The following is a 14,534-nucleotide window of genomic DNA, read 5'->3' as shown; positions in this document are numbered from 1 at the left end:
AACCGGGCTCGTTTCCTTCAGGGGCCAAAAGCCGAGCCGGACCAAAGACTTGCGTGCGATGGTTGTATGGATATACAGTGTGCGTCACTCTTTTCCCGCCATCCTTGTTCCCGTGCTCACGCTCCCTGATACCGCCGACGCCGCTGCCGATTCCACCGCCAGACAAGTCGCGGACTATCTCGCGAAGCTCAACGAGGCGCAACGCCAGGCGGTCGAATTCGGTGTCGATGAACCCGATCGCCGGGGCGGCCCGCTGCTGGTCATCGCGGGTGCGGGATCCGGCAAGACCAATACGCTCGCGCATCGCGTCGCGCACCTGCTGGTGAAAGGCGCCGATCCGCATCGCATCCTGCTGCTCACCTTTTCGCGCCGCGCGGCGCTCGAAATGACACGGCGCGTGACCCGCATCGCCACTCACGCGCTCGGTACGCGCAGTGCCATCGCGCAGGGGCTCACGTGGTCGGGCACCTTCCACAGCGTCGGCGCGCGGCTGCTGCGCGATTACGCCGATCTCGTCGGCCTCGCGCCGTCGTTCACCATCAACGACCGCGAAGATTCCGCCGACCTGATGAATCTCGTGCGCCACGAGCTCGGGCTGTCATCGAAGGAAAAGCGCTTCCCGGCCAAGTCCACCTGCTTCTCGATCTATTCACGCGTCGTGAACACCGGCGCGTCGCTGGCCACGGTGCTCGACCAGTCGTTCCCCTGGTGCCGCGAGTGGGAAGCCGACCTGAAGCGCCTGTTCGCCGCATATGTGAACGCCAAGCAGTCGCAAAGCGTGCTCGACTACGACGACCTGTTGCTCTACTGGTCGCATCTCGCGGCGGAGCCGTCGGTGGCGGCGGACCTGTCGAGCCGTTTCGATCACGTGCTCGTCGACGAATACCAGGACACCAACCGCCTGCAGGCGTCCATCCTGCTCGCGATGAAACCGGACGGCCGCGGCCTGACCGTCGTCGGCGACGATGCGCAGTCCATCTATTCGTTTCGCGGCGCGACGGTGCGCAACATTCTCGATTTCCCCGGGCACTTCAACCCGCCCGCCGCCAGCGTCACGCTGGATCGCAACTACCGCTCGACGCAGCCGATCCTCGAGGCGTCGAACGCGGTAATCGGACTTGCGTCCGAGCGCTACACGAAGAACCTGTGGACCGACAAGGCGTCGGCGCAGAAACCGCGCGTCGTCAGCGTCGCCGATGAAGCCGATCAGGCGCGCTATGTCGTCGAGAAAGTGCTCGAAGCGCGCGAGGGCGGCATGAAGCTCAAGTCGCAGGCGGTGCTGTTTCGCGCGGCGCATCACAGCGCCACGCTCGAAATCGAACTCACGCGGCGCAATATTCCGTTCGTGAAGTTCGGCGGCCTCAAGTTTCTCGATTCGATTCACGTCAAGGACGTGCTCGCCGTGCTGCGCTGGGCCGAGAATCCGCGCGACCGCGTTGCGGGCTTTCGCGTTGCGCAATTGCTGCCGGGCATCGGGCCGGCGCTGGCTGGACGGCTGCTCGACAGCGTGAGCGCGCCGCAGGCGGTGGCGTCGCAGGCCATTGCCGGTTTTCAGGCGCCCGCGCGCGCCAGCGAGGACTGGCCGCGCTTCGTCGGGCTGATGGCGAAGCTGTGCGGCCGCGAATCGGGCTGGCCCGCCGAGTTCGAAATGATCCGCCGCTGGTATGAACCGCATCTCGAACGCAATCACGAGGACGCGGCGATCCGCATCGGCGACGTGATGCAGATGGAGAGCATCGCGTCGACCTATCCGACGCGCGAGCGCTTCCTCACCGAACTCACGCTCGATCCGCCCGACGCGACCAGCGACGAATCCGGCGTGCCGCTGCTGGACGAAGACTATCTGATCCTCTCGACCATTCATTCGGCCAAGGGCCAGGAATGGCGCAATGTGTTCGTGCTGAATGGCGTGGACGGCTGCATTCCGTCCGACCTGGGCACGGGCAGCGACGAGGAAATCGACGAAGAGCGGCGCTTGTTATATGTCGCAATGACGCGTGCAAAGGAAGACCTGCACATCATTACGCCGCAGCGCTTCTACGTGCACAACCAGACGCATCTTGGCGACCGCCACGTGTGGGCGCAGCGTACGCGCTTCATTCCGCCGCATCTGCTGCCGCAGTTCGAGACGGCCGCCTGGCCGCCGGTGATCGCGCCCACGGCGCCGACGGCCGCGGGGCTGGCGGCGGCCGCTAAAGCGAAGCTGGATATCGCGGCGCGCCTGAAGGGGATGTGGGAGTAAGAAGGGTGCGGCTCAGCGCGGTGCGCGCGAGGCGCGCGGCGTGCGCGGCGGCGAGAAGATGCTGCGCAGCCAGGCGGCGAAGCGCGTGTAGCCGTCGTAAGGCTCTTCGACGAACAGTTCCGGGCGCAGCGAACGCAGCATCTCGAGCACTTGCTGCGCTTCCTGCTTCTGGATCGAGCCATACACGATGCCGAGCCGCAGCAGGCAGCGCAGTTCGCCGAGCTTTTCGCGCGCCGTCGAGCCGATGCTCGTTTCCACCGTGATCTTCATTTCGTACACGCGCTGGCGCAGCGAATCCGCGAGCCGCCACGCGGGCGTCTGCATCTTCTCTTCCACTTCGCGAATGTCCGCCGCCGCGGATTTGATCTGCGAGGCCAGCATGTCCACTTGCGACACGTCACCCTTGGCTTCGGTGACGATGGCCGCCGCCCATTCGCGCGACGCCTTGACGAGATCTTCCGCGGTCCAGTCGGCGCGAATCGCGAACGCGAAGCCATGTTCGGCCGCCTGACGGATCAGGATCTCGACGACATCCGGAAACTCCTTGTCGAGCGCGCGCTTGGCCCACGCGTATTGGCCGTGCGAGAGCATGCGCTGCACGGCCTGCTCGGTGAGCGGCGTGTGGTTGTCGAGCAGGATCGCTCGCAGGAAATCTTCGAACGACGGTGTGACGAACTGCGGATCGAGCTTCAGCGACAGACGCAGGAAGGCGTCGAAGTCGCGCTGCAAGGAAGCGATCGTCTCTTCGCGGAGCGAAAGGGTGATTTGGCGCATGGTGGTTCCCGGTTCCGTTTCCGGTTACGCCGGAAACGGGTAATGCTGGTGGCGCCGCCTCTGTGGGCGGAGGCCATTCGTTTCTGATATCGGCGCGGGTTCCGGGAACTTGAGGCTTTTTTGACGCTTTTTGAAAGCCGTTTGCGAGCTGATGGATGGAAAACGTTAGCGCAGCACCAGCAGTTGCCAGACGAAGAACACGGTCAGGGAGACGGCAATGGTCAGAAGCGGCCGTTTGCTGAGCACGCACACGATAACCGCGACCAGCGCCGCCACCAGCTGCGGATTGCGCCAGGTGATTTCGGCGCCGTTGCCGTGCGGGGAGACGGTCATCGGCACGATGATGGCGGTCAGCACCGTCACGGGCACGAACGAGAGGGCCGTGCGCACGATGGGCGGAAAGGGCAGGCGCTCGCCGAGCACGAACACGGCAGCGCGGATCGTGAACGTGACCGCGGCCATGCCGAGGATGAGCAGCACGTAGTTCGAGGCGGCATTCATTGCGCGTGCTCCTTCGACGCCTGTTTGCGTTGCGCGCGATGGTCCCGCAGCGTCAGCATCATGCCGACTGCCACGCCCACGAGCACCGCCGCCAGCAGGCCGAGCTTGTACGGCCAGTCCTGCCACGCGAAGGACAGCACGCCCGAGGCGAGCGCTGCCGCGACGAAGCGCACCGCGACGAGCTGCGGCACGATGATCGCGATGAAGGTGGCGACCATCGCGAAGTCGAGCCCGAGCGACTTGAGGCCGGGAAACGCCGCGCCGAACAGCAGGCCGATGAGCGTCCACGCCTGCCAGTTCAGATACATCGAGACGCCGGAGCCGAAGAAATAGTGCGGTCCGATTTCGCCGGGATTGCGCTTCTGGTAATGCGCGTAGGCGACGGCGAAGACTTCGTCGGTGAGCACGCTCGCGAGCGCCCAGCGCCAGCGTCGCGGCAGATGCGCGACATACGGCGCGAGCGTCGCGGAATAGAGCACATGACGGAGATTGACGACGAGCGTCGTCGCCCAGATGACGGCGAAGCTGGCGTGCGACGCGATCAGGCCGACGGCGATGAACTGCGCGGACCCGGCGAACACGGCGAGCGACATCAACTGGCCGTGCCACAGCGAGAGCGGGCTGGCCGTGACGAGCGTGCCGAAGATCACGCCGAAGGGCGCGGCGCCGATCATCATCGGGAGGGTATCGCGGGCGCCGGCGGCGAATTCGCGCAGCGCCTGGCCGGATGGCGGCGTGGACGGTTGGGCCGAGTGCCGCGCGGACTGCATGGCGGACGATTGTGCGGATGTTGCCTTCAAGATTTCCTCCAGTGACAGCGAGGATACGCAACGCGGTGCCCAGATGGCTTGTACGTTCTTGCGCTTGTCGTCGCAGCCGCCGCGCTGCTTGCGGAAACGCTCAGCGCCAGCGGCCCGGCGGCACGCCGAACGCGCGCTTGAAGTGGCGGGTGAAGTGACTCTGGTCGGTGAAGCCGCTGGCCGCCGCGACGTCGGTGACCGATGCGCCCGAGCGCAGCGCGGGCAGCGCCCGCACGATCCGCATCTGGTTGCGCCAGGCATGCGGTGCGAGACCGGTCGTGCGCGCGAACAGCCGGGCGGCGTGGAAGGTCGACAGGCCCACCGTGCGCGCCAGTTCGGCGAGTGTGACGGGTTCGAGCAGGTCGTCGGCGAGACGGGACTTCATGGTTTCGACGCGCCGCGCGTCGGCGGCGAGCGACGGCGCACCCGCGTGCTCCCGTGCGTGCCGGCCGATCAGCGTGGTGACGGCATCGACAAGAGCCAGCTCGGCTTCGAGCGGATCGGCGCCGCGCTCCAGCACGCAGTGCGCATGCACGAGGCGCCGTGCGAGATCGGCGTCGCGGATGATGTGATCCGGAAACCGCGGCGCGGTGGCGCGTTGTCCGCACAGATCGTGCGCGAGGTCCTCGACGAAGGGCACCGGCAGGTAGAACACGCGATAGCGCCAGCCGACATCGACCGCCCGTGCGCCCGTATGCACTTCGCCCGGATTGATCACCGGCACCGAGCCCGTTTCCGCGACATGATGCGCACCACGATAGTCGAAGCATTCCGCGCCGGCCTCGATCACGGGCACCGTGTAGGCGTCGTGCCAGTGCGGCGTGAATTCGTGGTCGTAGTATTCCGCGGTCACCATGTCCGCGTCCGGCACGAGCGGCGAGCGCCAGTAGCGTGCGGCATCGCGGAAATGGGCGGCATTCATGGCGGAATGGCGGATGAAGAGGGGAAACGGGGAGTTTACAACGTTGTCACTTCATCGGTATGGCCGTGCCTTCCGGCACCGGCACGGCGGTCACGCTGTTCTTCGGACTGCCGGTCGCGATGCGGTCGCTGTAGGTGAGATAGACGAGCGTGTTGCGCTTCGTATCGACCACGCGCACCACGTGCAGCGTCTTGAAGATAAACGACATGCCCGCCGAAAACACGTCGGTTTTCTGCTTGAGCGGCTGCGTGAACTTGATCGGACCGACCTGCCGGCAGGCGATCGACGCCTCGGTCGGATCTTCCGCGATGCCCAGCGTGCCTTTCACGCCGCCCGTCCGCGCCCGCGAAACGTAGCAGGTCACGCCTTGGACGAGCGGATCGTCGTAGGCGTCGACGGTGACGCGATCAGAGCCCGTGAAACGGAAGTTGGTATTGACGCTGGCGATCTCCTCGGCATGCGCGAGTCCCGCGCCGTAAAAGGAGGCCAGCACTGCGAAGGCAAGGACGGGACGCTTCATCGACATCATCCGGAAAAGAAGAGGGGCGTCGTATTGTATCGACGCCCCTGGGTTCTTTCGATGTGTCACACATCCGGTCCGTTCAGTGGAAGATCAGATAAAGAATCACCAGCACCACCACCGGCACGCCGAGCAGCCATCCGAGCAGGTAAGGCATGTTGTTCTCCTTCGCGTATCGTTTTTGACGGTTCCAGTATCGCGAAGGCGGCGCATGCACGTTAGCCGTGCAAGTCCGAAAGCTGTGTAGGTCTTATCCTATCCCAAGCTTACGTAATCATTACGCTTGTGCCCGCTTGCGCGCCGGACGATCGCGATACAGCGTGCGCACATAGTCCAGATGCGCCCCCGCGCATTCACGCGCCTGTGCCGGGTTGCGCGCAACAATCGCGTCGAACATCGCGCGATGCTGCGCCATCAGGTTGGCCTCGACTTCGTCGTCGTAGTCCACCAGCCGATGCGACGTGAGCATCGATTCGCGCACCAGTTCGTTGAGCCCATGCATGACGTGCGTCAGCGCGACGTTGTGCGTTGCATCTGCAATCGCCAGATGGAAAGCCGCGTCCTTCTCCGCGATGCGCGTGCTCTTGCTTGCCACCGCGGCCTCGAGCGCGTCGAAAGCGGCGGCGATGCGCGCCAGATCGGCCTCGGTGGCGCGCTCGGCCGCGTAGGCCGTGGACAGCGTTTCCAGCCCGTGGCGCAATTCCAGCACGTCGGCGCTGGCATCCGGCTGCTGATCGAGCAGCGCGGCGAGCGGCCGCGACACCAGCGGCGCCGTCACGTCCGATACGACGAAACCCCCGCGCCCCGCCGCGCGGATGAATCCATCGGATTCCAGCCGGATCAGCGCCTCGCGCAGCGACGGACGCGACACGTTCAGCTGCTCGGCCAGATCGCGTTCGGCGGGCAGGCGCTGGCCGGGCAGCAGCGTGCCGTTCGAGATCAACTCGCGAATCTGCCCGGACACGACGTCCGAGATGCGCACGCGGGCGTAGGAATGCGATTGGACGGGCTGAAAGGTCATCGATTGAAGCAGACGGAACGTGGAAACTCGAAAGGTGCCCGAGTTTGACACGAAACACGCATCTCATTAAAGTCTTGGTCAGACCAAGCTTACCAAAAAGATTCATCCCCGTTCCCGCAATCGACATGTGCCATCGGTCCTCATGAAAGTCGCCCTTTTCGTGCCCTGTTTCATCGACGCCTTCTATCCGCAAGTCGGTATCGCCACGCTGGAACTGCTCGAACGGCTCGGGCTCGATGTCGACTATCCGCAAGACCAGACCTGCTGCGGCCAGCCGATGGCCAACAGCGGCGCCCACAAGGACGCCGCAGGCGCGGAACGCGTGTTCGCGCGCAACTTCGCCGACTATGACTACGTGGTGGGACCGTCGGCGAGTTGCACGCATCACGTGCGCGAGCACTTCACCGCGATCGAACAGACCAGCGCCGTGCAGAAGGTGCGGCGCAGTACGTTCGAACTGGTTGAGTTCCTGCACGACGTGCTCGGCGTGCGCGAGTTTCCGTGGGCCGAGTTTCCGCATCGCATCGGGCTGCACAACAGTTGCAGCGCGGTGCGGCATCTGCGCGAGTCGTCGAATTCCGAAGTCGCGGGCACGCCGTACTCGAAGCCGCGCGCGTTGCTGGAAGGCGTGAAGGGCATCGAGTTCGTCGCGCCGGCGCGTCCCGATGAATGCTGCGGCTTCGGCGGCACGTTCTCGGTTACTGAAGCGGCCGTCTCCGTGCGCATGGGGCAGGACAAGGTGAGCGATCACGTCGGCGCGGGCGCGGAGTACATCGTGTCGGGCGACATGTCGTGCCTGATGCACCAGCAGGGCTGCGCCGAACGCATGAAGGTCGAGGCCAAGTTCATCCATATCGCGCAGGTGCTGAACGGAGCGCGCGCATGAGCAAGACCATCCGTATCGATCACGCGAAAGCAGCCAGCGCGTTTCTGCAGAAACCGGATCACGTCGCCTTCCACGACAAGCGTCTGTGGGACTTGCGTACCAAGCGCGATGCGCAGGCGCACGGCATCGCCGAATGGGAAACGATGCGGGATCTGGCGTCGGGCATCAAGGAACATACGCTGTCGCATCTTGCGGACTATCTCGCGCAGTTCGCCGATCAGGCGGAGAAGAACGGCGTGACCGTGCATTTCGCAGCGAACGCGCAGGAACACAACGAACTCGTCTACCAGTTGATGAGCGAGCGTGGCATGACCGCGCTCGTGAAGAGCAAGTCGATGCTCACCGACGAATGCTATATGCGCGACTATCTCGAGCCGCGCGGCATCACGGTGATGGAGACGGACCTCGGCGAGCGCATCCAGCAGCTCGATCACCAGGACCCGAGCCACATGGTGGTGCCGGCCGTCCACAAGCTGCGCGCGGATGTCGCCGAGCTGTTCGGGCGCACCATCGGCACCGATCCCGCGAACAGCGACATCCACTATCTCGCGGAAAGCCAGCGCATGCACACGCGGCCGTACTTCGTGCGCGAGAAGACCGCCGGCATGACCGGCTGCAACTTCGCGGTCGCGGAGACGGGCACGGTCGTCGTGTGCACGAACGAGGGCAATGCCGATCTCTCGGCGAACGTGCCGCCGCTGCATATCGCGTCGATCGGCATCGAGAAGATCATTCCGACCATCGCGGATCTCGGTGTGTTCGTGCGCATGCTGTCGCGCAGCGCGCTCGGCTCGCCGATCACGCAATACACTTCGCACTTCCGCCAGCCACGGCCGGGCACGGAGATGCATTTCATCCTCGTCGACAACGGCCGCTCCGAGCGCCTGGCGATGGACGACTTTTGGTTTTCGCTCAAATGCATCCGCTGCGGGGCGTGCATGAACACGTGTCCGGTGTATCGAAGGAGCGGCGGGCTGTCGTACGGCGGCACGTATTCCGGACCGATCGGCGCGATCATCAATCCGACGCACGATCTCAAGCGCTACAGCGCGCTGCCGTTCGCCTCGACGATGAACGGCAGCTGCACCAATGTGTGTCCGGTGAAGGTGAACATTCACGAGCAGATCTACAAGTGGCGCGAGGTGATCGCGGAGAAGCACGAGGTGCCCTTCGTCAAGCAGGAAGTGCTGAAGATGGCGGGGCGGCTGCTGGCGAGTCCGACGCTGTATCGCGCGAGCGTGGCATCGCTGGGCGGTGCGCTCAAGCGCCTGCCCAACTTCGTGCTCTATAACCCGCTCAACATCTGGGGACGCCAGCGCGAACTGCCCGAAGCGCCCGCCGAGACCTTTCACGAGTGGTACAGGAAAAACCGGAAGCCGGCCAAATGACGAGTCGCGAAGCCTTTCTCTCGAAGATCCGCGCGGCGCAACCCGCCGCGCGTCCGCGGCCGGAAGTGCCGCTGTTTCCGGCGCCGCCGGGCGACCTGAAAGAGCGTTTCAGCACCGCGCTTGCCGCGATGGGCGGCACGTGCGTCGAGGCATCGAGCCTGCAGGACGTGAACGCGCTGATCGCCGCGCGCTTTGCGGACGCTAAGGTGATCGCCTCAGCCGTGCCTGGTGTGGCGGGCAACCGGCCGCTTGCAGCGGATACCGTGCCGGCATCGCTTCAGGACGTCGATGTCGCGGTCGTCAGGGGGCGCTTCGGCGTCGCGGAAACGGGCTCGGTGTGGTTCAGCGAGCAGGAATATGTCGTGAACTCGATCGGCTATCTGGCCCAGCATCTGGTCGTGCTGCTCGATCCGGCGCAACTCGTCGAAGGCTTGCAGCAGGTCTATCGGCGCGACGACTTCAGGACGGCGCGTTATGCAGTGCTCGTGACCGGACCGTCGGCGACGGCGGATATCGAAGGTGTGCTGATTCGCGGCGCGCAAGGCGTGCGGTCGCTTACGCTGGTGTGGCTCGCGTGAAGAGGCCGATGTTCGTCAAGCCTTGATACCTGAAGAAGATCGCCACCCAGCCACTTGACGATGGTGTACACGGTCCGGTTCCACGCTTTCACACGCTTGCCGACGAGCCGGATCGGACAGAGATGCTTGAACGCGTGATTCAATTCGCCGCCGACAAAGCCGTTCGAACCTTGCCAAGCCAATATGTGCAGGCCGCACAGACGATGAAGATCAACAGGATGATCCAGTGCATCGTTTCTCACGCTATCGTTTATCGCGGGAATAGATCGACGAACGGATAAACGAGATCCGCCTGGACGGTGACGACGCGTAGAGAAGAGAAAACCGGCGCGCAAAAACAAAAAGCCCAATCGAAGACTGGGCTTTTGCTGGATCCTGCGATGAAGCCTTTTTGGCTCCCCGACCTGGGCTCGAACCAGGGACCTACGGATTAACAGTCCGGCGCTCTACCAACTGAGCTATCGGGGAACAACATGACAACATGTGAAGCTGAGATGAAAAACCCAGCCAATAGACTGGGTTTTGAACAACGCTTGCTGGAGCTTTGAATAAAACTCTTGGCTCCCCGACCTGGGCTCGAACCAGGGACCTACGGATTAACAGTCCGGCGCTCTACCAACTGAGCTATCGGGGAACATCTACAGCAGAGAAGCGAGATTATAGGGCGGTGGTGCTTTACTGTCAACGCCCAATCTTCATTCGATAACCGCTTTTGCAGCTTGAATAGAGGGCTTCACAAACCCCGCAAAATCAGCGCTCCAGCAGATTCAGCTTTTCCTTGACGTCCTTGAACTCATCCGACTCCGGCAGCGGCGCCTTCGTCTTGGTGATGCTCGGCCAGTTGCGGGAGAGGTCGGCGTTCAGTTCAGTGAAGTGTTGCTGATCCCCGGGCACATCTTCTTCGGCGTAGATCGCATTGACCGGGCATTCGGCGACGCACACGGCGCAGTCGATGCACTCGTCCGGATCGATCGCGAGAAAGTTGGGACCTTCGCGGAAGCAATCCACCGGGCACACGTCCACGCAATCAGTGAACTTGCACTTGATGCAGCTTTCGGTCACAACGTGAGTCATTCAGGCTCCTGCATGCGGAATTCGTGGGGGCTGCGCCCTGGGCGGCTGCATGGGCCGGGAGGTGCGCTTGCGGAAACGCGTATTGTAGCGTAATAGGAAAAACGGACGCGAGCGCCCGCGCCGCCTGCCTTATATCGATTCGTGATGTTGTTATGCGCGGCACAGGAAGCCTTTGCAACGGGCCGGAGAGGGCGGCCATGCCCCATGCCGGCGCGCACATTCGGGTAACATGACCTGCAGAGCGTATTCGGGTCAGAGTCTGTTTGTAGCAAGGCCCGTTCGCCATCAATGCACATCGGGACCGCATCGGGCCAGCGGGGCAGGCGGCTTGAACCGGTGCGTCGTCTTTTCGCGTGGATGTTTCAGCCAGAACCATGATCATCACTTCGCTGCTCGACACTGACCTCTATAAATTTACGATGATGCAGGTCGTGCTGCATCATTTCCCGGCGGCGAACGTCGAATATCGCTTTCGCTGCCGCACGCCGAATGTCGATCTCGTGCCGTACATCGACGAAATTCGCGATGAAGTCCGGCAGCTCTGCAATCTGCGCTTCAAGGAAGAAGAGCTCGACTATCTGCGGCACATGCGCTTCATCAAGAGCGACTTCATCGATTTCCTCGCGCTGTTCCATCTGAACGAGAAGTCCATTCGCATTGCGCCGTCGGCGAAGAACAACGGCGAGATCGACATCGATATCGAAGGGCCCTGGCTGCATACGATCCTCTTCGAGATTCCGGTGCTCGCGATCGTCAACGAGGTCTACTTCCGCAACACCCAGCGCAAGCCCGAGTACGAAACCGGCCGCGAGCGCCTGCGCGAGAAGATCAAGCTGCTCGCCACGCCGCCCGAATATTCCGACTGCAAGATCGCCGACTACGGCACGCGTCGCCGCTTCTCCAAGCAGTGGCACGAGGAAGTCGTGCTGACGCTCAAGGAACGCCTGGGCGCGCAGTTCGCCGGCACGAGCAACGTCTATTACGCGATGAAGCACGGCCAGCGCCCGCTCGGCACCATGGCGCATGAATACCTGCAGGCGTGTCAGGCGCTGGGTCCGCGTCTGCGCGATTCGCAGATCTACGGCTTCGAGATGTGGGCCAAGGAATATCGCGGCGACCTGGGCATTGCGCTGTCGGACGTGTACGGCATGAAGGCGTTCCTGAACGACTTCGACATGTACTTCTGCAAGCTCTTTGACGGCGCGCGGCACGACTCGGGCGATCCGTTCGACTGGGGCGAGCGCCTGCTGCGCCATTACGAGGAGAACCGCTGCGACCCGCGCACCAAGATCCTCGTGTTCTCGGACGCGCTCGACATCCCCAAGGTGCTGCAGCTCTACGAGCGGTTCCGCGGCCGCTGCCAGCTGGCATTCGGCGTCGGCACGAATCTCACCAACGACCTCGGCTATCAGCCGCTGCAGATCGTCATCAAGATGGTTCGCTGCAACGGGCAGCCGGTTGCGAAGCTGTCGGACTCGCCGGGCAAGAACATGTGCGACGACCGCGCTTATCTCGCCTACCTGCGCCAGGTATTCGGCATCGAGCAGCCGGTGGACGAACTCTGACGCGTGCGTTTTTGCGTGCCTGGGTTGTGCACCCGTCCTATGCCGTCCGGCCGAGGTTCGCGCGCAAACCCCGCTCGCTATAATTCGACGCGTCGCTGATCGATTCGGCTCACGCACCTACGCATTTACGCACCTACGCAGCTTTGCAGAGGAAAGAGGACGGCACCATGGATACATCGGCCGCGCGCCGCACCATTCTCGCGCGCATCCGCAGTGCGCAGGGCCGTCGCGGCGAGCCGACGGACGCCGAACGCACCGCGGCGCAGGAGTATGTCGAGCGCCATCCGGCGGGCCCGCGTCCGCCGCTGCCGCAGACGCGCGAAGAACTCATCGCGCGTTTCAGGCTGGAGGCCGAGCGCCTTGCCACCACCGTGGCCGAAGTCGAATCGCTTGCCGACACCCCCGCCGAAGCCGCGCGTTATGTTCATGCGTTGAATCTCCCGACCGAAGTGGTCGCGTGGCCCGCGCTCGCTGACCTGCCGTTTGCCGAAGCCGGCCTGCAAGTGTCGTTGCGCAAGCCCGCCGATGCCGATCTCGTCGGTATCACCGGCTGTTTCTGCGCCACTGCCGAAACCGGTTCGCTGGTGCTGCTGTCCGGCGCCGAAACGCCCGCATCCGGCGCGCTGCTGCCGGCCACTCACATTGCCATCGTGCCGGCGTCGCGCATCGTCGCGGCGCACGAAGACGCCTTCGCGCTCATCCGCGCCGAACGGGGCGAACTGCCGCGTGCGGTCAATTTCGTCTCGGGGCCGTCGCGCACCGGCGATATCGAACAGACCATCGTGCTCGGCGCACACGGGCCGTATCGCGTGCATGTCATCGTCGTGCGCGGAGCCTGAGTTCGATGCGGCTTCTGGCTGGCGGTGTCCTGCTTGCTGCGTTGGCCTCGGTCACGTCTCCCGCCGCGGCGGCCACGCTCGACGGCGCAACGCTTTCGGCCGCGTGGGGTTTGCCGTTCGTCGGCGTGCTGTTGTCCATCGCGGTCCTTCCGCTGCTGACGCCGAAGCTATGGCATCGCCATGACGGCAAGATCGCGGCAGCCTGGGCGCTCGCGTTTCTCCTGCCGTTCGCCGTCGCGTTCGGCGCCGGCACCGCGGGCGGCGTGCTGCTGCACGCGCTGCTCGACGAGTATCTGCCCTTCATCATGCTGCTGGCCGCGCTCTATACAGTTGCGGGCGGCATCTGCGTGCGCGGTAACCTGCACGGCTCGGCGCGGCTCAATACCGGACTGCTCGCGCTGGGCACCGTGCTCGCGAGCCTCATGGGCACGACCGGCGCGGCCATGCTCCTGATCCGGCCGCTGCTGCGCGCCAACGACAACCGCAAGCATGTCGTGCACGTGGTCGTGTTCTTCATCTTTCTCGTTGCGAACGCCGGCGGCTCGCTCACGCCGCTGGGCGATCCGCCGCTGTTCCTGGGCTTTCTGAACGGTGTCGGATTCTTCTGGACCACGCTGCATCTCGCGCTGCCCATGCTGTTTCTCTGCGTCGTGTTACTCGCGCTGTTTTATCTGCTCGACAGCCACACGTGGCGCAAGCACGATGCCGGCCGGCCGGCACTCGATCCGACGCCCGACACGCCGTCGCTCGGCATCGACGGCAAGATCAACTTCGCGCTGCTCGCGGCCATCGTCGCGCTGGTGCTGATGAGCGGCGTGTGGAAGCCCGGCATCGCGTTCGATGTGTTCGGCACACAGGTGCAGCTGCAGAACCTCGTGCGCGACGTGCTGCTCGCGGTCGTGTTGCTGGCGTCGCTTGCATTCACGCCGAAGCGCGCGCGCGAGGGCAATGCGTTCGATTGGGCGCCCATCGCCGAAGTCGCCAGACTGTTCGCCGCGATCTTCGTCACCATCGCGCCTGTCATCACCATCCTGCGCGCGGGCGCGGACGGCGCATTCGCGGGCATCGTGCACGCGGTGTCGGATGCGAACGGCAAGCCGGTGGACCTGGCGTACTTCTGGGCCACCGGCCTGCTGTCGTCGTTTCTCGACAACGCGCCTACTTATCTCGTGTTCTTCAATCTCGCAGGCGGCGACGCCCGCACGCTCATGACCACCGACGCCACCACGCTCGCCGCCATTTCCGCGGGCGCGGTCTTCATGGGCGCGAACACCTATATCGGCAACGCGCCGAATTTCATGGTCAAGGCGATCGCCGAGTCGCGCGGTGTGCGCATGCCTAGTTTCTTCGGCTATATCGCGTGGTCGGGCGTCGTCTTGCTGCCGCTTTTCGCCATGCTGGGCTGGCTATTTTTCCGGGAGTAG

15 protein-coding genes, 2 tRNA genes and 1 pseudogene are annotated in these 14,534 nt (G+C 64.0%); 7 read left to right on the top strand and 11 right to left on the bottom strand.

The window, feature by feature from the left end:
- The first annotated feature begins 58 nt into the window (after positions 1-58).
- The gene (locus QCE88_RS12325) at positions 59-2,242 is read left to right on the top strand and encodes an ATP-dependent helicase (protein ID WP_309902188.1); all 2,184 of its coding nucleotides are present in this window, start codon (positions 59-61) and stop codon (positions 2,240-2,242) included.
- 12 nt (positions 2,243-2,254) lie between these two features.
- On the opposite strand, the gene QCE88_RS12320 is transcribed toward QCE88_RS12325, so the two are convergent.
- The 7 genes from QCE88_RS12320 to QCE88_RS12290 all read right to left on the bottom strand — a co-directional run bounded on the left by QCE88_RS12320 (position 2,255) and on the right by QCE88_RS12290 (position 6,780).
- The gene (locus QCE88_RS12320) at positions 2,255-3,016 is read right to left on the bottom strand and encodes a DUF4088 family protein (RefSeq protein WP_309902186.1); all 762 of its coding nucleotides are present in this window, start codon (positions 3,014-3,016) and stop codon (positions 2,255-2,257) included.
- Between the two features lie 165 nt (positions 3,017-3,181).
- Positions 3,182-3,517 (bottom strand): AzlD domain-containing protein, encoded by a 336-nt coding sequence (locus QCE88_RS12315; protein WP_309902184.1) that lies wholly within the window; start codon positions 3,515-3,517, stop codon positions 3,182-3,184.
- On the bottom strand, positions 3,514-4,287 hold the full coding sequence (locus tag QCE88_RS12310) for an AzlC family ABC transporter permease (protein WP_309903558.1): 774 nt from the start codon (positions 4,285-4,287) through the stop codon (positions 3,514-3,516). Before QCE88_RS12310 ends, QCE88_RS12315 begins: the two co-directional genes overlap by 4 nt.
- A gap of 130 nt (positions 4,288-4,417) precedes the next feature.
- Positions 4,418-5,239: an AraC family transcriptional regulator gene (locus QCE88_RS12305; protein WP_309902182.1), complete on the bottom strand. Its 822-nt coding sequence runs from the start codon at positions 5,237-5,239 to the stop codon at positions 4,418-4,420.
- Positions 5,240-5,285: 46 nt separating this feature from the next.
- Positions 5,286-5,759, bottom strand: coding sequence for a CreA family protein (locus QCE88_RS12300; protein WP_309902179.1), 474 nt, complete (start codon positions 5,757-5,759; stop codon positions 5,286-5,288).
- A gap of 82 nt (positions 5,760-5,841) precedes the next feature.
- Entirely contained in the window at positions 5,842-5,976 is a 135-nt protein-coding gene (locus tag QCE88_RS12295; protein ID WP_309902177.1) for a hypothetical protein, read from the bottom strand.
- A gap of 60 nt (positions 5,977-6,036) precedes the next feature.
- Complete coding sequence (locus tag QCE88_RS12290; protein WP_309902175.1) at positions 6,037-6,780, bottom strand: FCD domain-containing protein; 744 nt, start codon at positions 6,778-6,780, stop codon at positions 6,037-6,039.
- Between the two features lie 142 nt (positions 6,781-6,922).
- Here QCE88_RS12290 and QCE88_RS12285 point away from each other — a divergent pair, with 142 nt between their 5' ends.
- From QCE88_RS12285 to QCE88_RS12275, 3 genes are read left to right on the top strand one after another with little or no spacing between them, the layout of a single operon-like run.
- A complete protein-coding gene (locus QCE88_RS12285; protein ID WP_309902173.1) occupies positions 6,923-7,666 on the top strand; it encodes a (Fe-S)-binding protein in 744 nt (247 codons plus the stop codon).
- The gene (locus QCE88_RS12280; protein ID WP_309902170.1) at positions 7,663-9,054 is read left to right on the top strand and encodes an LUD domain-containing protein; all 1,392 of its coding nucleotides are present in this window, start codon (positions 7,663-7,665) and stop codon (positions 9,052-9,054) included. The genes QCE88_RS12285 and QCE88_RS12280 overlap by 4 nt, the downstream gene beginning before the upstream one ends.
- On the top strand, positions 9,051-9,632 hold the full coding sequence (locus QCE88_RS12275; protein WP_309902168.1) for an LUD domain-containing protein: 582 nt from the start codon (positions 9,051-9,053) through the stop codon (positions 9,630-9,632). The genes QCE88_RS12280 and QCE88_RS12275 overlap by 4 nt, the downstream gene beginning before the upstream one ends.
- 50 nt (positions 9,633-9,682) lie before the next feature.
- On the opposite strand, the pseudogene QCE88_RS12270 reads toward QCE88_RS12275, so the two are convergent.
- The 4 genes and pseudogenes from QCE88_RS12270 to fdxA form a co-directional block, all read right to left on the bottom strand.
- Positions 9,683-9,781 (bottom strand): annotated as a pseudogene (locus tag QCE88_RS12270) (lipid A hydroxylase LpxO); the annotation flags it as partial.
- A 243-nt stretch (positions 9,782-10,024) separates the two neighbouring features.
- Positions 10,025-10,100: transfer RNA gene (locus tag QCE88_RS12265), tRNA-Asn, on the bottom strand.
- Between the two features lie 90 nt (positions 10,101-10,190).
- A tRNA-Asn gene (locus tag QCE88_RS12260) sits at positions 10,191-10,266 on the bottom strand.
- Positions 10,267-10,382: 116 nt separating this feature from the next.
- The gene (fdxA, locus tag QCE88_RS12255; RefSeq protein WP_309832897.1) at positions 10,383-10,706 is read right to left on the bottom strand and encodes a ferredoxin FdxA; all 324 of its coding nucleotides are present in this window, start codon (positions 10,704-10,706) and stop codon (positions 10,383-10,385) included.
- Positions 10,707-11,080: 374 nt separating this feature from the next.
- On the opposite strand from fdxA, the gene pncB reads away from it, so the two are divergent.
- The 3 genes from pncB to QCE88_RS12240 all read left to right on the top strand — a co-directional run bounded on the left by pncB (position 11,081) and on the right by QCE88_RS12240 (position 14,534).
- Positions 11,081-12,271, top strand: coding sequence for a nicotinate phosphoribosyltransferase (gene pncB / locus QCE88_RS12250; protein ID WP_309902166.1), 1,191 nt, complete (start codon positions 11,081-11,083; stop codon positions 12,269-12,271).
- Between the two features lie 167 nt (positions 12,272-12,438).
- Complete coding sequence (locus QCE88_RS12245) at positions 12,439-13,110, top strand: lactate utilization protein C (protein WP_309902164.1); 672 nt, start codon at positions 12,439-12,441, stop codon at positions 13,108-13,110.
- Between the two features lie 5 nt (positions 13,111-13,115).
- A complete protein-coding gene (locus QCE88_RS12240) occupies positions 13,116-14,534 on the top strand; it encodes a sodium:proton antiporter (RefSeq protein WP_309902162.1) in 1,419 nt (472 codons plus the stop codon).

Source organism: Caballeronia sp. LZ035 (genome assembly GCF_031451175.1).
Lineage (GTDB): Bacteria > Pseudomonadota > Gammaproteobacteria > Burkholderiales > Burkholderiaceae > Caballeronia.
This window is presented reverse-complemented; position numbering and strand designations above follow the sequence as displayed.